Origin of the sequence: Saccharospirillum sp., assembly GCF_040881935.1 — a bacterium.
Classification (GTDB): domain Bacteria; phylum Pseudomonadota; class Gammaproteobacteria; order Pseudomonadales; family Natronospirillaceae; genus Saccharospirillum.
The window spans coordinates 1-18,001 of record NZ_JBBECH010000067.1 but is presented as its reverse complement, the minus strand read 5'-3'; the positions used below and the strand labels follow the sequence as shown (position 1 = coordinate 18,001).

Annotated in this window: 17 protein-coding genes; 8 read left to right on the top strand and 9 right to left on the bottom strand. The window is 56.0% G+C overall.

Annotated elements, in window-relative coordinates:
- The 5 genes from WEB54_RS12655 to WEB54_RS12635 form a co-directional block, all read left to right on the top strand.
- On the top strand, window positions 1-1,124 hold a 1,124-nt coding region (locus WEB54_RS12655; protein WP_368056016.1), incomplete at its 5' end, for a TrkH family potassium uptake protein.
- 124 nt (window positions 1,125-1,248) lie between these two features.
- Complete coding sequence (glyQ, locus tag WEB54_RS12650) at window positions 1,249-2,235, top strand: glycine--tRNA ligase subunit alpha (RefSeq protein ID WP_368053780.1); 987 nt, start codon at window positions 1,249-1,251, stop codon at window positions 2,233-2,235.
- A 6-nt stretch (window positions 2,236-2,241) separates the two neighbouring features.
- Window positions 2,242-4,317, top strand: a complete 2,076-nt coding sequence (glyS, locus tag WEB54_RS12645) for a glycine--tRNA ligase subunit beta (RefSeq protein ID WP_368056013.1) — start codon at window positions 2,242-2,244, stop codon at window positions 4,315-4,317.
- A 147-nt stretch (window positions 4,318-4,464) separates the two neighbouring features.
- Window positions 4,465-5,223 carry a lysophospholipid acyltransferase family protein gene (locus WEB54_RS12640; protein ID WP_368056011.1) on the top strand — a complete coding sequence of 253 codons (759 nt, stop codon included), beginning with the start codon at window positions 4,465-4,467 and terminating at the stop codon, window positions 5,221-5,223.
- A 252-nt stretch (window positions 5,224-5,475) separates the two neighbouring features.
- Entirely contained in the window at window positions 5,476-8,016 is a 2,541-nt protein-coding gene (locus WEB54_RS12635) for an EAL domain-containing protein (protein WP_368056009.1), read from the top strand.
- An 85-nt stretch (window positions 8,017-8,101) separates the two neighbouring features.
- On the opposite strand, the gene WEB54_RS12630 is transcribed toward WEB54_RS12635, so the two are convergent.
- The 4 genes from WEB54_RS12630 to WEB54_RS12615 all read right to left on the bottom strand — a co-directional run bounded on the left by WEB54_RS12630 (window position 8,102) and on the right by WEB54_RS12615 (window position 12,359).
- Window positions 8,102-8,851, bottom strand: coding sequence for a DsbA family protein (locus WEB54_RS12630; RefSeq protein ID WP_368053355.1), 750 nt, complete (start codon window positions 8,849-8,851; stop codon window positions 8,102-8,104).
- Between the two features lie 65 nt (window positions 8,852-8,916).
- Complete coding sequence (locus WEB54_RS12625; protein WP_368056007.1) at window positions 8,917-9,510, bottom strand: DUF924 family protein; 594 nt, start codon at window positions 9,508-9,510, stop codon at window positions 8,917-8,919.
- Window positions 9,511-9,631: 121 nt separating this feature from the next.
- Complete coding sequence (locus WEB54_RS12620) at window positions 9,632-11,167, bottom strand: GTPase family protein (protein ID WP_368056005.1); 1,536 nt, start codon at window positions 11,165-11,167, stop codon at window positions 9,632-9,634.
- The gene (locus WEB54_RS12615; RefSeq protein WP_368056003.1) at window positions 11,151-12,359 is read right to left on the bottom strand and encodes a YcjF family protein; all 1,209 of its coding nucleotides are present in this window, start codon (window positions 12,357-12,359) and stop codon (window positions 11,151-11,153) included. The genes WEB54_RS12620 and WEB54_RS12615 overlap by 17 nt, the downstream gene beginning before the upstream one ends.
- Window positions 12,360-12,485: 126 nt before the next feature.
- Between WEB54_RS12615 and WEB54_RS12610 the strand changes: the two genes are divergently transcribed.
- Window positions 12,486-12,725 (top strand): DUF5062 family protein, encoded by a 240-nt coding sequence (locus WEB54_RS12610; RefSeq protein WP_368056001.1) that lies wholly within the window; start codon window positions 12,486-12,488, stop codon window positions 12,723-12,725.
- Here the strand turns inward: WEB54_RS12610 and WEB54_RS12605 are convergent.
- Window positions 12,722-13,306 (bottom strand): TVP38/TMEM64 family protein, encoded by a 585-nt coding sequence (locus tag WEB54_RS12605; RefSeq protein ID WP_368053365.1) that lies wholly within the window; start codon window positions 13,304-13,306, stop codon window positions 12,722-12,724. The genes WEB54_RS12610 and WEB54_RS12605 overlap by 4 nt on opposite strands.
- A 114-nt stretch (window positions 13,307-13,420) precedes the next feature.
- Between WEB54_RS12605 and WEB54_RS12600 the strand changes: the two genes are divergently transcribed.
- Window positions 13,421-13,606, top strand: a complete 186-nt coding sequence (locus WEB54_RS12600; protein WP_368053367.1) for a hypothetical protein — start codon at window positions 13,421-13,423, stop codon at window positions 13,604-13,606.
- A gap of 51 nt (window positions 13,607-13,657) precedes the next feature.
- Here WEB54_RS12600 and WEB54_RS12595 read toward each other — a convergent pair whose 3' ends face one another.
- Complete coding sequence (locus WEB54_RS12595; RefSeq protein WP_368055998.1) at window positions 13,658-14,368, bottom strand: 16S rRNA pseudouridine(516) synthase; 711 nt, start codon at window positions 14,366-14,368, stop codon at window positions 13,658-13,660.
- Window positions 14,369-14,664: 296 nt separating this feature from the next.
- Entirely contained in the window at window positions 14,665-15,165 is a 501-nt protein-coding gene (locus tag WEB54_RS12590; RefSeq protein WP_368053371.1) for an N-acetyltransferase family protein, read from the bottom strand.
- Between the two features lie 271 nt (window positions 15,166-15,436).
- Here WEB54_RS12590 and WEB54_RS12585 point away from each other — a divergent pair, with 271 nt between their 5' ends.
- The gene (locus WEB54_RS12585) at window positions 15,437-16,609 is read left to right on the top strand and encodes a PilT/PilU family type 4a pilus ATPase (protein ID WP_368055997.1); all 1,173 of its coding nucleotides are present in this window, start codon (window positions 15,437-15,439) and stop codon (window positions 16,607-16,609) included.
- 147 nt (window positions 16,610-16,756) lie between these two features.
- On the opposite strand, the gene WEB54_RS12580 is transcribed toward WEB54_RS12585, so the two are convergent.
- Window positions 16,757-16,996 carry a hypothetical protein gene (locus WEB54_RS12580; protein ID WP_368055995.1) on the bottom strand — a complete coding sequence of 80 codons (240 nt, stop codon included), beginning with the start codon at window positions 16,994-16,996 and terminating at the stop codon, window positions 16,757-16,759.
- A 521-nt stretch (window positions 16,997-17,517) separates the two neighbouring features.
- Window positions 17,518-18,001: hypothetical protein (locus WEB54_RS12575; RefSeq protein WP_368055994.1), on the bottom strand; the 484-nt coding region annotated here is incomplete at its 5' end.

Sequence of the window (18,001 nt, the reverse complement as noted above, 5' to 3'; positions counted from 1 at the left end):
TGACCACCACCGGGGCCACCGTCGTTGTCGGGCTCGACAGCCTGCCCAAGAGCCTGTTGTTTTATCGTCAGCAACTGCAGTGGATGGGCGGCATGGGTATTATTGTGCTCGCCGTGGCTGTGCTACCCATGCTCGGTATCGGCGGCATGCAGCTGTACCGGACGGAAACACCCGGGCCGGTGAAAGACACCAAACTGACACCGCGCATTACTGAAACCGCCAAGGCCCTCTGGTACATCTACCTCGCTCTGACAATCGCCTGCGCCCTGGGCTACTGGGCGGCCGGCATGAGCTTATTTGATGCGATCGCCCACAGCTTTTCCACGGTCGCGATTGGTGGCTTTTCAACGCATGATGCCAGCATTGGCTATTTCGACAGTGTCGCGGTTGAGATGGTCGCCGTGGTGTTCATGATCCTGTCGGTTGCCAACTTTGGTTTGCACTTTATCGCCTGGCGTAATCGCAGCCTGAAGCAATACCTGCTCGACCCCGAATACCGGTTTTTTATTGTTATCATGCTGCTGTTCGTCGGTTTGACCACCGCGACCCTGCTACTCACCCAGGTTTATAGCCCTGGCGAATCGCTGCGCTATGGGATATTTGAAGCCGTGTCTCTGCTGACGACCACCGGGTATGGTACCGCCGATTTCGCGACCTGGCCGCTGTACCTGCCGTTCTTCCTGATTCTAGCCTCCTTTATTGGCGGCTGCGCCGGCTCGACGGCTGGCGGCATCAAGGTCATTCGCACCATGCTGTTGCTCAAGCAGGGGCTGCGTGAAATCAAGCGGCTGATTCACCCGGCGGGCATATTTCCGATCAAGGTTGGCAAACGTCCGGTTGGAGATCGCATCATCGAGGCCGTCTGGGGCTTTTTCAGCATGTACATTATGATCTACGGCCTGATTCTGTTCGCACTGCTCGCCACTGGTATGGATTTCATCACCAGTTGGTCGGCGGTAGCGGCCGCACTAAACAACCTCGGCCCGGGCCTGGGTGACGTTACCAACCATTACGCCAACATCCCTGATCTAGCCAAATGGGTGCTGTGCATCGCCATGCTGCTCGGTCGCCTGGAGATCTTTACCTTACTGGTGCTGTTCTCGCCGCATTTCTGGCGCACTTAGTGGCACCCTTTACCAGCCTGTTACTTACGAGAGGTCAGCCCACCCAGCCACAGTGACCCCACCGCACTGCCTATGTATAATGCGGCGTTTGATTTTTGACCTTCCGACATCAGGATGTTTCGCTGTGACTGAACAGACCACGCCATCGACAGCACCACCCAAAGATTCAACCACGGCCCGAAACCTGAAGACTTTTCAGGGCCTGATTCTGACGCTGCAGCAATACTGGGCTGACCAGGGGTGTGTGATCCTGCAGCCGCTGGATATGGAAGTTGGCGCCGGGACCAGCCATCCGGCGACGTTTTTGCGTGCCCTGGGGCCGGAAACCTGGAATGTGGCCTATGTGCAGCCTTCGCGCCGCCCGACCGATGGTCGTTACGGCGAGAACCCCAACCGCCTGCAGCATTATTACCAGTATCAGGTCATTTTGAAGCCGAACCCAAGCAACATTCAGGAGCTGTATCTGGGCTCGCTGGAAGCCATTGGCGTCGACCCGCTGGTGCACGACATCCGTTTTGTTGAAGACAACTGGGAAAATCCGACACTGGGTGCCTGGGGTCTGGGCTGGGAAGTCTGGCTGAACGGCATGGAGGTGACCCAGTTCACCTACTTCCAGCAGGTCGGTGGCATCGAGTGTTTTCCAGTCTCCGGCGAAATTACCTACGGCCTGGAACGTCTGGCCATGTACATTCAGGACGTCGACAACGTCTACGACCTGGTCTGGACCATCGGCCCGGATGGCAGCAAGGTCACCTACGGCGATGTGTATCTGCAGAACGAGATCGAGCAGTCGACCTATAACTTCGAACACGCCGATGTCGATAACCTGTTTCGCCAGTTTGAATACCACGAAGGGGAAGCCCGCAAGCTGATCGACCTGAACTTGCCGCTGCCAGGCTATGAGCAAATCCTCAAGGCCGGCCACACCTTCAACCTGCTGGACGCCCGCCACGCCATCTCGGTGACCGAGCGCCAGCGTTATATTCTGCGCATTCGCACCCTCTCCCGGGATGTCGCCAAAGCCTACTATGAAGCACGTAAGGCGATGGGCTTTCCGATGGCACCACAAGCGTTGCGTGATGACATTCTCAGTGCCGGGAACAAGGATTAAGACCACATGACACAGGCTGATTTTCTGATCGAACTGGGCACCGAAGAACTGCCGCCCAAGGCACTGAAACCGCTGCAGGATGCCTTTGCCGATGGCCTGATCCAGCGCCTGAAAGACGCTGGAGTAAGCTTTGGTGATACCGAGCGCTATGGCGCGCCCAGACGCCTGGCCGTCTTGATTCGTGACCTGGGCCTGGCACAACCCGATGAAGCGTTCGAACGTCGCGGCCCGGCGGTAAAAGCCGCCTTTGACGCCGATGGCAAACCCACCAAAGCTGCCGAAGGCTTTGCCCGGGGCAACGGCGTCAGTGTTGACGCGCTGGAACGCATGGAAACCGATAAAGGCGAATGGCTGGTCTACCGGGGTGTCGAACCCGGCAAAGCCACCGCTGATTTACTGCCAGAGCTGGTGCAGCAAACGCTGGATGCCCTGCCGATCCCCAAACGCATGCGCTGGGGCACCAGCCGCGACGAGTTTGTGCGTCCGGTGCAATGGCTGGTGATGCTGCTGGGTAACGACGTTGTACCTGCCACGGTTTATGGCATTGAATCCGGCCGCCTGAGCCGGGGCCATCGCTTCCACGCACCCGTCGATATTGAGATTTCCGAACCTGCCGCCTATGCCGAAACGCTGCGCACCCAGGGCAAGGTGTTGGCCTCGTTCAATGAGCGCCGCGACTACATCGAAACCCAGGCAAAGGCCGTAGCTCAAGCCGAGGGCGTAGAGGTGGTCATCGACCCCGACCTGCTCGACGAAGTGACGGCGCTGAACGAATGGCCGGTCGCCTTGCTCGGCAGCTTTGAATCCCGCTTCCTGTCGGTACCGGCTGAGGCGCTCATATCGTCGATGCAGGAACACCAGAAATATTTCCCGACACGGGACAGCAAAGGTGAGCTGGCGCCGCGTTTTGTGTTCATCGCCAACCTGGAAAGCAAAGACCCCGCCCAGGTGATCGCCGGTAACGAGAAAGTCATTCGACCGCGCCTGGCCGATGCGGCCTTTTTCTGGGATACCGACCGCAAAACGCCCTTGGCGGACCGGGTCGAAAAACTCAAATCGGTAACCTTTCAACAGCAACTGGGCTCGATGTACGACAAGGCCATCCGTTTAAGCGCCATCGCCGGCGAAATCGCCCGGCAACTCGGTGATGACATCCAGCAGGCAGAGCGCGCGGCCTTGCTGGCCAAGGCCGACCTGGTCACCGACATGGTGTTTGAATTCGACGACATGCAGGGCATCGCCGGTTACTACTACGCGCTGCACGATGGCGAACCGAAAGCCGTCGCCCAAGCCATTATCGAGCAGTATCGCCCGGCCGGTGCCGGTGACGAACTGCCGCTGAGCCGTGCCGGTATGGCCGTGGCCCTGGCCGACCGGCTCGATAACCTGTCCGGCTTGTTCGGTATTGGCCAACCACCGACCGGCACCAAAGACCCTTTCGCGCTGCGCCGTGCGGCGCTGGGTGTATTGCGCATTCTGGTCGAGCGCGATCTGGATCTGGATCTGGTCGACCTGGTTACCTTTGCCGCCGACCAACACACCAGCCTGCCGGAGCGCGACAAGGTCGTCGGTCAGGTAGTCGACTATGCGCTCGACCGCTTCAGCGCCTGGTACGCCGACGCCGGTTTCCGCCACGATGTATTTCAGGCGGTGCGGGCGCTGAATCCGAGCCGGCCGCTGGATATTGATCGACGGGTCAAAGCCGTCGCCAACTTCAGTCATCTGCTCGAAGCCGAAGCTCTGGCTGCCGCCAACAAGCGGGTATCCAACCTGCTGGCCAAAGCCGAAGGGGACGTCAGCGACCGGGTCGACACCGCCTTGTTTGAATCGGATGCCGAACACACCCTCTGGCAGGCCATACAGGCAGCCGAAGCGGACATCACACCCATGCTGGCTGTTGTCGACTATCAGGGCGCCCTGCAGCACCTGGCGAGCCTGCGCGACAGCGTCGATGCCTACTTCGACGGAGTCATGGTCATGGCCGACGACGCCGCTGTGCGCAATAACCGCTTGGCGGTACTGTCGAAATTACGCCAGTTGTTCCTGAAGGTGGCTGACATTTCGGTGCTTCAAGCCCAATAAAGTAAGAGTGACGCGTGCCTTACCAGGCATGCGCACTGGCCTGTGTCTCTTCCTCCCGGGAAAGGCTAAATTCACTTTAAAGACATCGCCCGGACACCGTTTGTCGGTACACTGTGCGATCCATTTAATCTGGCGAGAGCTGACGCTATGTGGTTGGCCTACCTGCGAACCTTTGTTTTTTACGCCTTTTTCTACGGGCCGTTTACCATTTTATGGGCATCGTTTTGCGCCCTGTTCGCCTATTTGCTGCCCTACCGAATGCGCTACCACTTTGTTGTGGGCACCTGGGCCAAGCTAACAGTATTCGCCAGCCGCTGGATTCTGGGCATCAAATACCGCATCACCGGTCTTGAAAATCTGGATGGTGCGGCTGGCGTGGTGATCTCCAATCATCAGTCAGCCTGGGAGACATTTTTTCTGCAGCGGTTGTTCCGCCCCCAGACCCAGGTGATAAAACGCAGCCTGCTGAAAATCCCGTTCTTCGGCTGGGCATTCGCCATGCTGCGCCCCATTGCCATTGACCGGGCTGACCGAATCGGCGCGATGACCCAAATTTTGGAGCAGGGTGTGCCGCGTCTCAACGACGGTATTTTCGTGCTGATATTCCCCGAAGGCACCCGGGCCGAGCCCCACAAGGTACGCAATTTTCAGCAAGGGGGTGCTCGCCTGGCCAAAGAAGCGGGCGTACCGATTATTCCGGTGACCCACAACTCGGGCGACTACTGGCTGAACAAGCGTTTTGTGAAGCTACCCGGTACCATTGATGTGATCATTCACCCCAAAATTGATCTGCACAGCATAAAAGCCAGCGAAGGTACGACGCTGGCCCACAAAGTTATCAGTGATGGCCTGTCCCGCATTCAGCTTCAGAACGACCGCGTGTCCAAAAAACAGGTGTCCCGCTAACGCTTGGTCGGCGGGAACCGCCAGGGTCCCGGTCGACGCTGATCCGCCGTCACAAAAAATCATTCCGCTTACGGTGTTTAAAAAAAACCGTCTAGACTGATCGGGTATTGATGATCAGCAGCCTGTGTGCTGGTTTACCCAATGCCAGTAAGGGGTCTGTGATAGCCGATGCTCTACTCTGAATGTCAAACAAACCGGCAGACCGCTGCCACGTCCACTTCACCGCGACGAACGGGTTTTCGTTGGTTATTGATGTGGGTTGGGATCGCTGCCCTGCTGCCCTTGCACACCCATGCCGAGACAGACCCGTCCGCTCAACCGCGAACACTGCGCGTTGGGCTTTACCAAAATAAACCCAAGCTATTTACCAACGCCACAGGCGAACCAGCGGGCATCTTTGTTGAACTGCTGAATGCAATTGCGGCTGAACAGAACTGGACGCTCGATTACCGACCCTGCAACTGGAGCCAGTGCCTGCGCTGGCTGGAAACAGACCAGCTGGATCTAATGCCCGATGTCGCACTAAACAGCGAGCGCCAACAACGTTTTGATTTTCACCTGCAACCGGCGCTGAACAGTTGGTCGCAACTGTATAGCCGTCCGAATCCGCCGATTGTTTCAATATTTCAATTGAACGGGGCGTCAGTAACGCTGCTGCGAGATTCGGTCCAGCTGCCGTTTTTTAAGTCAATGCTGGCAAATTTTGGCATTGAAGCCCAACTGATCGAGGCCAGCGATTACCTCGAAGCGTTTAGCAAAGTAAGCGATGGCGAAGCAGACGCGGCGGTTTCAAATAACCTCTATGGCGCCTTGCATGCCGCCCATTATAACCTGGTGGCTACACCCATCGTGTTTCAGCCGTCGCAACTGTATTTCGCCACCCGCCAGGGCCATAACACCGAGCTGCTCGCCGCCATCGATCGCCAACTGACCGCCTGGCGTGCAGATTCCGATTCTCTCTATTTTGAGATCCTGAACCGCTGGCAGAGCGTACCACCCAAACCGCTGATCCCCCGCTGGCTGATCCTGTCACTGATCTCGGCACTGACATTGTTGGTGGTCACCTTGCTACTGATCACTTGGCTGCGACATCGGGTGGCGATCAAAACCAGAGCATTGACTGACAGTGAGCGCAAACTGGCGACCATACTCGACAACGTTGGTGCCTTTATCTACATCAAAAATAACGACTTGAAGTACCAGTATGCCAACCGGTTATTGCTCGATTTTCTGGGCCGGGAAGAAGCGGATATTCTCGGCAAAACCGACCTCGATCTGTTCGGAGAAACGGCGGCCAGCGATTATCTGCAACACGACCGTCTTGTGTTCCGGGATGGAGATCCGCTGCGGGTTGAGGAATCACTGACGGTTAACGGAGAAAAACACACCTATTTATCGGTCAAGATCCCCTTGCGGGATCACCAGGGCAAAACCTATGCCCTGTGCGGTATTTCAACCAACATTACTGAACAAAAACACCGCGAAGCCAGAATTCATTACCTGGCGTATTACGAGACGCTAACGCGCCTGCCCAATCGCACCTATCTGTTTGAATACCTCGGCCCTGCCGTCGATGACCGAACCGAACAGCAGGGTCTCGCCTTGCTGGTGCTCGATCTGGATAATTTTAAAGACATCAACGATACCCATGGTCACGACTATGGCGACAAGTTACTGATCGAAGTGGTGCGGCGATTGTCAGAGGAACTGCCCAGAAACAGCCATCTGGTTCACCTTGGTGCTGACGAATTTGTCATCCTGTTATTGACCGAGGGGCCAGCCGGCTCCATTGCCACCAAACTCTGCGAACGAGTGCTGTGGCAATTGCGTAACAGCTATGAATGGCACGGCTTCAGGAACCATTGCACCGCCAGCATCGGCTTGACGGTGCTTGAACCCGGTACGTCGGGCAGCCTCAGCCAGGCGCTCAAACAAGCGGAAGTCGCGATGCATCAGGCCAAGCTCAACGGACGGGATGACTACTGCCTGTTTACCGACGAAATGCATACCGCTCTGCAAACACGTCTGGCACTCGATGCCGATATGCGCATCAGCCTGGCCGAACAACATTTTTTTCTGGTCTATCAAGCGCAATTTGATGACCACCAACAGGTGATCGGTGCCGAAGCGCTGTTGCGCTGGCAGCACCCGAAAAGAGGGCTGGTTTCCCCGCTGGAGTTTATACCGCTGGCTGAAACCAATGGCCTGATTCTGCCACTGGGCCGCTGGGTGTTGCGCACTGCCTGTCAGCAACTGGTACGCTGGGCGAACCACGATCAAACGGCCCGGTTGTCACTCTCGGTTAATGTCAGTGCCGTTCAGTTTCGTTCAGTCGATTTTGTCGCCATGGTTACAGAAGTATTGGAGGAGACCGGCGCCCGGCCAAACCGGCTAAAACTGGAATTGACGGAAACCATGCTGATCGAAGATCTGGATGATGCCATTCGCAGTATCGGCGAGTTGAACGCGATGGGGGTCGATGTGGCGCTGGATGATTTCGGCACTGGCTATTCGTCCCTGTCCTATCTGAAACGGCTGCCGCTGGCACAATTGAAGATCGATCAGACGTTTGTCGCCGACGTACTGCTGGACCCGGCGGCGGCCACCATTGCCCGCACCATTATTGGCCTGGCACACAGCCTGGAATTGAATGTTATTGCCGAGGGTGTGGAAACCGAGGCGCAGCGCGACTGGCTACAAAAGGCAGGGTGTTTGGCCTATCAGGGGTATTTGTACGGACGACCTGAAACCGCCGTACAGCTGGAAGCGCGCTTACAGACATTGCACTCTTGAGTGGATGCAACGCCTTGAGCCCGTGCGGCTGGCAGGAACTGCTCCTGCCAGCCGTCGCTATCTATTGCGAACTGCGAAACTTGAGTTATTGGTTGGCGTCGATGGCCGACTGAATGTCGGCCTGCGGGTAAGCCCCCCGCAGAATGTCAGTACCCACAACAAAGGTTGGTGTGCCGGTAATCTTCAGTTGCTGAGCCAGGGCCTGATTGCTGGCCAGAGTTTGCTGCACCCAGTCAGCTTTTGTTTCGTCTTCCAGCTCGGCGCGGTCCAGCCCCAGTGAATCGACTACCTGCCAGATTTCACTGTCTTGGCGCAGGCTTCCGGGTCGGGCCAGCAAGGCATCGTGATAGGCCTGATACTGATCCGGATACAATTCGCTGATGGCCAGGCTAACGCGCGCTGCGGTTACCGAGGTTTCCGAAAGAATTGGCCATTCCTTGTACACCACGCGCAGATCGGGGTTCGCTTCAGTCAGCGCTTTTACCGTTTCCGAGGCGCGTTTGCAGTAGCCACAGTTGTAGTCAAAAAACTCAACCAGGGTAATGCTGCCTTCCGGGTTTCCCCCCACCGGGTCGTTCGTGGCATTGATCAGTTGTTCACTGGCGGCGGCGAGCTTCTCGCTCTCGCTGGCCTGTTGGGCGGCCTGCTCCCGCGCCTGCAAAATGCTGATCGCTTCCATCACGATTTCCGGGTGTTCCAGAATGTAATCGCGCACCAGTTGGTTTACGTCGTTTTCGGTCAGGTTTTCCGCCTGCGCAAAAACGGCGACCAGAGCCAGCAAAGGGATCAGCGCCAGTGAGCGCAGCCGCATGAAGAAGGAAGGTGCGTTGGACATGGTGTCTCCAGATAAATTGGAACGAAAGGGTTGGAAAGACTCTCAGCATAGCAAACACTGATTATTTATTGACCAAAACGGGCGCCATCCTGCGATAAATAGTCTTGTTCGGCCGGGGTCGAAGGCCGGTTCAAAACAGAGTTGCGGTGCGGGTATCGGCCAAACTGCTCAATAATGACCCGGTGCTGATCGGCCGCGTCGCTGAACCCCTTTAAGGGTGCACCGGCGGCAGGGTAATCGGTCAGTAACTGGTCGATCTGCTGACGTAATGTCTGGTGATAGTGCAGCGCTTCGGCGTGCATCATCGGCATCAGGCAAAACATTCGGCCACTCATACCGAGCAGGGTCAGATGACCATTATCGAGCGCCTGCTGGCTCCACGCCAACGCGAGCGAATCCCAGGCAAAGGCGTCCGCATGCCCGCGATACAAATTACGGCTGAATTGGTCGACCAGAATGATGAGCGCTAGCCGGCCTTCCGGGTGTTCCAGCCAGGCATTTAGTTCGCCCTCAATCGCGCGCTTATGATTGGCCGCAAAGCGCTCGGCGATGTGCCGGTCGGTCTCTTTGCCACCGCTGAACCAGCGTTTTTGATAGTGCGGCTCGGGTGGTTCCTGGTCGCCAAACCAGAAATCGAGCACGGATTGCCAGGGTTTCATCGGCGTTTCAGGCCGCAGCCTGCTCAGTCTCTGTCTCGGATCCAGAGTTTAGCAGACTGCCAGCCACCATCGTCCAGTAGATTTGCAGTGTGTTGACCCAGCGCCCGGTCTCGGTCAGCGATTAGCGCTTTAACCCCTGACGGATCAGGCGGCCAGCGCCGCGAGCCTGGCGCATCACGGTTTTCCAGTTGCGCTTGCGTCCCAGCCGGTTCAGCCGCTGGGCTCGGCCGTGTTTGGCCTGTTCCAGGCGTTCATAAACGGCGCTCCAGAGCAGATCGATGTTGTAACCGGCCGCACCCTGGTCGAGCCGCACGGGTACCAGATCGGTCATCGGCAGCGCCAGATCCGTCGCGATCTGCTGCAACGCCTCGCTGATAGCAACGGCTTTGGGGGATGCCTGCCTGATCAGATCATAGGGTGGCGACCACTCCCGGGCGGGCGATAACCGGTCGATGTGACTGACGATCCCGAGAATCGGAGGCGGCCGCCGGGTCGGGTTGTCCCGAAACCAGGCCTGAATCGAATCCAGCGCTTGTCGGTCCAACTCCCGGTCGGCCCGGTCGGCGGCTAGAACCCACAGAATACAGTCGACCGCTTCAAGCTGCGCGGCCCATTCATCCACATTCAGTGCCCGGCCCACACCTGGGGTATCGATCAACACCGCCAGTGGCTCGCCTGTCTCATCACTTAGCTGATAACGCTCGGCACTGGCGGTCATCGGCAGCACATCCACCGCGCTGAGGGTGTCGTTCAGCAGGGCATTGACCAGGCTCGATTTACCCACCTTAAGCTGCCCCGCGATCAGCACTTGAACCGGCCCCGGCGGTGGGCGCGTCGCTTGTTCGTGTTCGGCCAGCTTCGCCATCAGGCTGGCATCGGCCTGCAAGCGGCCCGAATAGAGCTCGATCGCCGCCCGACCGACTTCTTCGACCCAGATTCGAGCCCCTTTTTGCTGCAAATAATCGGTGGTTCTGTCGAAGGCAACATTCAGCAGACGCTCCCGGACTTCCGCCAGCACGGCCGACACCGGGTTCACCGCCCGCACCAGCCGGAACAGGGTTTTGGCACCTTTATAATAGGGCTGGCTGGAGCTGCCCAGATGCCAGAGCCGCATCACCTGCCCAACCTGAAGATGGCCAGAACCCGGCACATGCTCGCCAAGCACCAGACGCAGGCGCAGGCTAACCCGCTCACTGAGCAACAGCGCTTCGGGCAGGGTAAAATTCCAAATCGGGTCTGTATGCTCCGGGTAGTAGTGCCGGGCGACCCGCTCAATAACGACGCGCGCCCGTTGCAGCAATAAAGTCTGGCTGCCCAGAATGACTTTATCGGTCTCTCTGGCCAGTTGTTGTACCTCCGCCCAGGCGGCCAGATCCTGGGGCGACCAGTCGGCTTCCGGCGGTGAAACAGGCTCGGCAGCGTCAGCCGGCGTATCGATGCTGCCGACCAGGCGGCGTTGCAACAGGTGCGCCAGCAGGTAACCGCCACCGGTCAGCAGCGCTGTGCCCAACAGCCATGGCAGCAGCCAACCTTGCTGCCACAACCAGAGCCCGCCCAGCGGAATCAGCAACACCAGAGGCAGCACCATCAAGGCTAGCACCAGGCCGATCACCAGAATGAGCGGTCCGCGCCAACGACGTTTAATTTTCGCGGTCATGGTGTTGCCTTCGCATGCGGTCGTGAAACATCCGGTAAGCCTCTTGCAGTGAACCACGGTAGGCATTGGCAACGCCGGTGGGGTCAGGCTTACCCTGTGCCGACTGGTTCAGGTAATAACAAGCGGCCCGGCCCAGAGCATAGGTGACCGCCGCGCTGGCCGTGCCAGCAGCCACTGCACCGACCGACTGCCCATAGACCGGGACCAGCTTGCCCAACTGGCGCGCCGCGAAACTGGCGCCAATACCAACCAGCGTGCCCGAGCCGAGTGAGGTACCAAACTCGGTCAGGCTGCGTTTGTCCCAGTCGCGCCCGTAGATCCGGCCAATGGAATGCAGCATCTTGCCTTGCACTGTTGGCACCGTTACAAACCCTGCCAGCGGGATCAGATCGGACAAGCCAGCGGCCGTTGCATAACCCACTAAATGTGGATGCAGTTGTTGCAGCCGGGCATCGGCGTCGGTCAGTTGCAGGCTGCGCAGCTGTTCACTCTGGGCCGCATCCAATACCTGATCCAGAACGGCCAGCAGGGCTTCCAGACCATAGTCCGGATTGGTAAAGCCGTCTTCGGGGCGGGTCAGGTCCACCGCCACAGCGTGCACCGGGCCTGAGCCTGGCACTGCTTTCAGCCGGGCTGCCTGAGTCATCAGCGCACGCTGAAGATCGGCCAGCTCGGTATCTCGCTGTAGTTCGGCGTAGCCCGGGTGATCCCGGTCGTCCGGGTAGCCATCGTGCAAACGGGTTTGCACCAGCACCAGAGGCCAGTTGGGGCGACGCTTGCGAATGCGTTCAACCTGGGCAAACACCTCATCCTGTTGTGGGTCCATGGCGCGGGCCACCACGATCAGCGCATCGGCCTGGTGTTCCTGCGTCACCAGATCCTGCTCCGGCGCATAACCCACCTCACCCAAGCCGCGAGTGTCAATAAAACGAACCAGTGGCAGCTCCGGCGGAAAATCAAACAGTTGGGCATGGCGAGTGCAGGGTTTAAAACCAGCGCCAATCTCCGCTTCGGGATGGCGGGTAATGGCATGAATAATCGACGTTTTGCCCGATTGCACCTTGCCCAGCAGCCAGAGCACCGGCACATCACCCGGCACTTGCGGCGACACAGTTGACTCAATGTCGGGTTCTGGTGACAGCACCGCGTTGACGATGCGTTTCCAGTTTTTACTGCGGGGTTCCGGTGACATAGACGTATGGCCTTTACATTGATAGAGGCGACAGGCCCAGTATGGCAGCTCACTCTGCAAATGAAACTGACAGACTGGACGTCAGCCATGCCGGGTTTACACTGAGCGGTAACGGGGGACACCTGCATGAAAAAACTCAAGAATGAAAAAGAGCTGGTTAAAAAAGCCATTGCCATGGGCAAGGCCTATGGCGAGGCCAGAGGCGTCGTTGAATTTGAACCCACGGATTCTGCCGAAGAAAAAATAGAGTACATTTACCGCTTACTGGTGCACGATAACGTCATTCAGCCGCTGCCCAATGACCAGCTCTCGCAACAGGCCATGCGCCACCGACTGGCGATCTGGGCTTCGAGATCGCCGGACTAAAATGAGCTCAGCAACAGGTCCAACCCTCGAGACCCGCCAAAAATATAGATCGCGCAGATCACCCCTTCACCGATGGAGACACCCAGCAGGGTTTTCCACAGTTTGATGCGCAGCACACTGCACACATAGACAATCATGTCGGTAGGCACAAAAGGCGCAAACCCCCAGACGCTGATCACCACCAATTCGCGCTGGTGGAGTAATCGGGAAAGACGCTGAACCTGGCGGGGGTATCGTTCATGAAAGTAGTGGTCGAAGCGGACCTGTCGTGCCATCAGATACACGATGGCCGACGAGGTATAAACCGCGACCTGATTAACCAGAAATAAGGGCAGGGGCGGAAACACCAGCACACCGGCCAGTACCAGGGGCGTGGAAGGAATCAGCGTAAAGCCTCTGAGTGTGGACACTACAAAATACAGGAACAGACTGAGTGCCAGATTGTCGTTAAAAAACTGACGCAGTGCGCGCGGCGCAAACCATTCGGGGTTCAGGAAATACACCGACAGGGATAACGCTACAATTGCACCCCAGGCCACAAGCCAGTTGCGATTGACAATTACATCGGATTCTTTGGTCACGTTAGGGGGTGCCTGGTCCTTCGGAAACTGACAGTGTCCGGTAGTTGAAGTGTTTGTCGCCAGTGCCGTGAGTCAGTATATTCTGTTGCCTTATCCAAATGAACGGCGACCACCATGGGATACGTCGACTTTACGCAGATCGGCACCAAAACCGATCACTCACCAGCAGGCGACCCACTGATGAAACACAACCCTGAGCATCCGGAGCCTGAAGACGCCGGCGAACGCAGAGCCGCCCGGGCGGTGATTGCAGCGCCAGCCATTCCAGCGATGCGGCCGCCTGCTATCCCTTGTCCGTAGAGATCTATAAACCGGAAGACGGAGCACTGACAGAGTGGAAATCTGCGTAAATCAACGATCATGTAGGCGGTCACGGGGTACCACCAGGGGTCTGAATTCACCTGAGGCCAGCGAATCGTCCAGTCTATAAGGACCCACAGCACTGCGATGCAACGCCAGCACCGGGTTGCGAAACCGACCAAACATCCGTTTTATCTGGTGGTATTTACCCTCGTTCAGCACCAGCTCGGCCGTTGTGGCGGAGGTGAGCGTCAGTCCTACGGGTGCGGTCACGATGTTCTCCGTTTCAAAATACAGGCCCTCGGCAAAGGCTTTAACATATCGCTCATCCAACGGGTCCCTTACCCGAACCTGATAGCGCTTTGGCACTTTCGACACCGGCGACATCAGCGCGCGTGACCAGCGCCCATCGTTGGTCAACAACACCAGGCCCGAGGTGTTCAGATCCAGCCGCCCGACTACATGCAGACTCTCTTTAGCCGGGTGATTAATCAGATCCAGCACGGTTCTGTGTTGTGAATCCCGTGTCGCACTGACCACACCCACGGGCTTATGCAGCATGAAATACCAGGGTGTGCGGTCCTGCAACACGACGCCGTCGCTGACAATCCGATCAAACTCTCCAATCACCACCTGACTATCTGCCACCGCCACGCCATTAACACTGACCAGACCACGCGCGAGCAACGGTTTAACCGATTTCAGGGGGATCTGACAGTGTCGGGCGATGAATCGATCGAGACGAGCGCGCTTGGAATGCACGAAATTACCTGCTTAACGGTGGCTATGTGTTGCAAAGCTACTGATTCGGCTAAGATTAGCAAGAGGATTCTGGATAGGTATTCCGACCAATATATGCGCATGCAACCCGAGTTGACCAAACTATTTTGAGGCAAAAATGAGCCTGACACTTAGGGACCCAAAGCAGATCGACTACCAGACGATAACGTCCTGGATTGGTAATGCAAAAGCCTGTGCTCGCTGGGAGTCTACGTTGTCAGTTGATGCTCGCACCGCTTTATGGGAGCTTATTGCCCCTTTATCTCACAGAGGTTCAGTTACAGCAGTAACTGCCAGTAACCCACATCAATCCAGCGGTTGAATTTGAAACCAACTGCCTCGAAGTGCGCGACCTTTTTAAAGCCAAACTTTTCATGCAGAGCAATGCTGGCGTCATTGGGCAGAGCAATACCGCCCATGGCACTGTGTATGCCTCGTTTTTTGAGCGCTGGCAAGAGGTCATCGTACAAACAAGACCCAACACCTTTGCCATGGTATTCTGGGCTGACGTAAGCGGTCACTTCTACCGAGAAGCGGTAAGCGTGTCTTGGTCGCCAGGCCGTGGCATAAGCATAACCGGCCAGATCACCCTGGTGCTCAGCGAACCTCCAGAACAGCCCGGCATCGTTTACCGCCTGCATTCGTTGCCGAATGTCCTGTGCCGCGACTTCGGCTTCTTCAAACGTGATGATGGTGTCTCGAATATAGGGATTATAAAGCTGTGCAATAGCGAGGCTATCTTCAAATTGGGCGGGCCGAATCAGGATGTCGTTTAGCATAAGGCGTTCGTTGCTGAATCACTCCATTTATTAAATCAGGGATTCTGCTTCAAGCCAATGATCCGTTAAATTGCGCGCTCTTTTCTGCGGGCCTTTACGATACCCGGGAAACAAAGCGGATAACCGCTCACGCCAGCTGGTCGGCCGGGCCAACTGGCCCCCCCGCAGGAGTCCGTAAATTTAGCAAAAAGCGGCCACTTCGCCTATACTGGTAGCCGCAAATAACCTCGGTTTCGCCGCCCGCACATACAATTTCAGTGGTATCAACTCTATGGATTTTACCGATTACCTCCGTCTCCTTGCCAAACACGACGGTTCTGACCTTTATTTGAGTACCGGCGCCCCACCCTGTGCCAAATTCCAGGGAGTTCTGAAGCCTCTTGAAAAAACACCCATGGCACCAGGTGCCATTGCAAAAATTGCCGACAGCGTCATGGATGCCGAGCAGCGCGAAGAATTTGAACATGAACTGGAAATGAACCTTGCCATATCCATTCCGGGCGTTGGCCGGTTTCGCATCAATATTTTCAAACAGCGCAACGAGGTGTCTATCGTCGCGCGCAACATCCAGACAGAAATCCCCGCTTTTGACGACCTGAAGCTACCGGTGGTGCTCAAAGACATCGTCATGGCCAAGCGCGGCCTGATTTTATTCGTAGGCGGAACCGGTTCCGGTAAATCCACATCGCTGGCAGCGCTGATTGATCACCGCAACAGCAGCAGCGGTGGCCATATCATTACCATTGAAGACCCCGTGGAGTATGTACACAAACACAAAAAATGCATCGTTAACCAGCGTGAAATCGGGGTAGACACCCGCAACTGGCACGCGGCGCTAAAAAATACGCTGCGCCAGGCGCCCGACGTGATACTGATCGGTGAAATCCGCGATCAGGAGACCATGGAGCACGCACTGGCATTCGCCGAGACAGGACACCTGGCCATTTCCACCTTGCATGCCAACAACGCCAACCAGGCGCTGGACAGGATCATCAACTTCTTTCCAGAAGCGCGACGCCGGCAACTGCTCATGGACCTGGGCATGAACCTGCAGGCATTTATTTCACAACGGCTGGTGCCGACCGTAGATGGCAAACGCTGTGCCGCAGTGGAAATCATGCTGGGTTCCAGAACCATTAAGGAAATGATCCTCCGTGGCGACCTCCATAGCATCAAGGAAATTATGGAAAAGTCAGAAAACCTCGGCATGCAAACCTTCGACGGCGCCCTGTTCAAGCTTTATCAGGACGGACGCATATCGTTCGAGGAGGCCATTAAAAACGCAGACTCCCCCAACAATTTACGCCTGCGTATTAAGTTGAAAAACAAGAACACAACCACCGCCGAGGGTGATGAAGCCTCGGACAACAAACCCGCGCTCAGCCTGGAAAGCTTGGAAGAAGAAGCCGATGAAGAAGAAGCAGCAGAAGAGGGCAACAGCTAACATACTGCATTCCGGTAAGCCGGTATTCCTGAAGTTCCACAGATCCGGCTGTACGAACCGTTGAGTATGATGGGGGTTGTACCAGCGGGCGTCCAGGTTCACCAGGCCGGTGGCTGCTTCGGTGTAGCGACCGGTGTTTTGGTAGGGTTATAGGGCGTTGAGCTGGTTGTTGGCGTTGACCCCGCTGTTCAATTTCCAGAAGGTTCTGTCGTTGTGTTTGCGGTAGGACTGGTCGAAGGGGCTGTAGCCCAGGCGCATGGCTTGGCGGCTGTTCTGGTCCCGCACCTGAACGGTGCTGTTCAGGTGGTCGCCGTAGAGGTACAGGTGTGATGTGTCGGCGCCTTTGTTGCCGGCGGCGTGCAGCTCGGGGCGGCTGGGCTGGAACAACTGCTGGTGCACCATCAGGTTGTACGGCAGTCGCAGCTAACCTTTAGCTGGACACCCAACACACTTACAAATTGTAACGGTGGGTGTCTCGATTACTCGTTTCACAACAACTTGAACCATAAGTTATCTATCTTCATTTATGTTAGACTTCGAACTAAAGAGAAAATTATAAAAAACACTGAACATAAATGCGAAGGCCAACAGATAGTTTTCAATAATTAAGGCCCTGGTTAGTTCAAAAGAAAACGAAGTTAAAAATGTAAAAAGCCCAAATAGAAATATCCAGATAAAAACAACGAAAATACGCATAGCCATCAATTCTGACAGCCTTTCGTTGAACCTAAAAGTCAAATATATCGAAGATAAAACACCAACCGATACGATAATATAGTCTGCAAAATGAACCGAGTAAGTTAAACCCTCCCTAGACAAAATACTGAATTGTACTATTCGCAGTAGTGGCGCTAGAAACAACACCGTTAATATAAGCCACAATTTTTGTTTTTTCATAATATTCTCTTTCATGGAGCTACGCATTGATATTGTTGAATATACTCGGTACTGAGGAGCCTAGAGGTGCCAAGTCCCACCGTTACGGAAGCGTCCCATCCTGTCGCAAAGCTTAGTGACATATCTTGTCTAGCTTCTCCCAACTGATTTGCTCCAAAAGTTGCCCCTCCTACTACACTCCAAGAGATGCCAGCAACCATGGAAGTGCCTTCAAAAACGGATGGTTCAGGTATTAAATTATCATCTTTAAAGACAACTTCTGAATTGGACCCGCTAACATAGGTACCGACTCCTGCCTCTGCATGAGTAGCAATAACTTCTACTTTTATTAAATGACCCGTATATGGGTTTGTAGATTCCAATTCATATTTATAGATAGATGCACCTATACCGTAGGAACCTCCAAGTTTCGTTACATTGCCAGTCCAAACTGTACCTTCCAACCCCAACCAATCCGTCCAACTCAACGGATTCCCACTCACATACCCATACGCC

Coding starts and splice junctions, on each gene's coding strand:
- glyS (WP_368056013.1), top strand. CDS start 2,242: ATGACACAGGCTGATTTTCTGATCGAACTGGGCACCGAAGAACTGCCG.
- WEB54_RS12640 (WP_368056011.1), top strand. CDS start 4,465: ATGTGGTTGGCCTACCTGCGAACCTTTGTTTTTTACGCCTTTTTCTAC.
- WEB54_RS12635 (WP_368056009.1), top strand. CDS start 5,476: ATGTGGGTTGGGATCGCTGCCCTGCTGCCCTTGCACACCCATGCCGAG.
- WEB54_RS12630 (WP_368053355.1), bottom strand. CDS start 8,851: ATGTCCAACGCACCTTCCTTCTTCATGCGGCTGCGCTCACTGGCGCTG.
- WEB54_RS12625 (WP_368056007.1), bottom strand. CDS start 9,510: ATGAAACCCTGGCAATCCGTGCTCGATTTCTGGTTTGGCGACCAGGAA.
- WEB54_RS12620 (WP_368056005.1), bottom strand. CDS start 11,167: ATGACCGCGAAAATTAAACGTCGTTGGCGCGGACCGCTCATTCTGGTG.
- WEB54_RS12615 (WP_368056003.1), bottom strand. CDS start 12,359: ATGTCACCGGAACCCCGCAGTAAAAACTGGAAACGCATCGTCAACGCG.
- WEB54_RS12610 (WP_368056001.1), top strand. CDS start 12,486: ATGAAAAAACTCAAGAATGAAAAAGAGCTGGTTAAAAAAGCCATTGCC.
- WEB54_RS12600 (WP_368053367.1), top strand. CDS start 13,421: ATGGGATACGTCGACTTTACGCAGATCGGCACCAAAACCGATCACTCA.
- WEB54_RS12590 (WP_368053371.1), bottom strand. CDS start 15,165: ATGCTAAACGACATCCTGATTCGGCCCGCCCAATTTGAAGATAGCCTC.
- WEB54_RS12585 (WP_368055997.1), top strand. CDS start 15,437: ATGGATTTTACCGATTACCTCCGTCTCCTTGCCAAACACGACGGTTCT.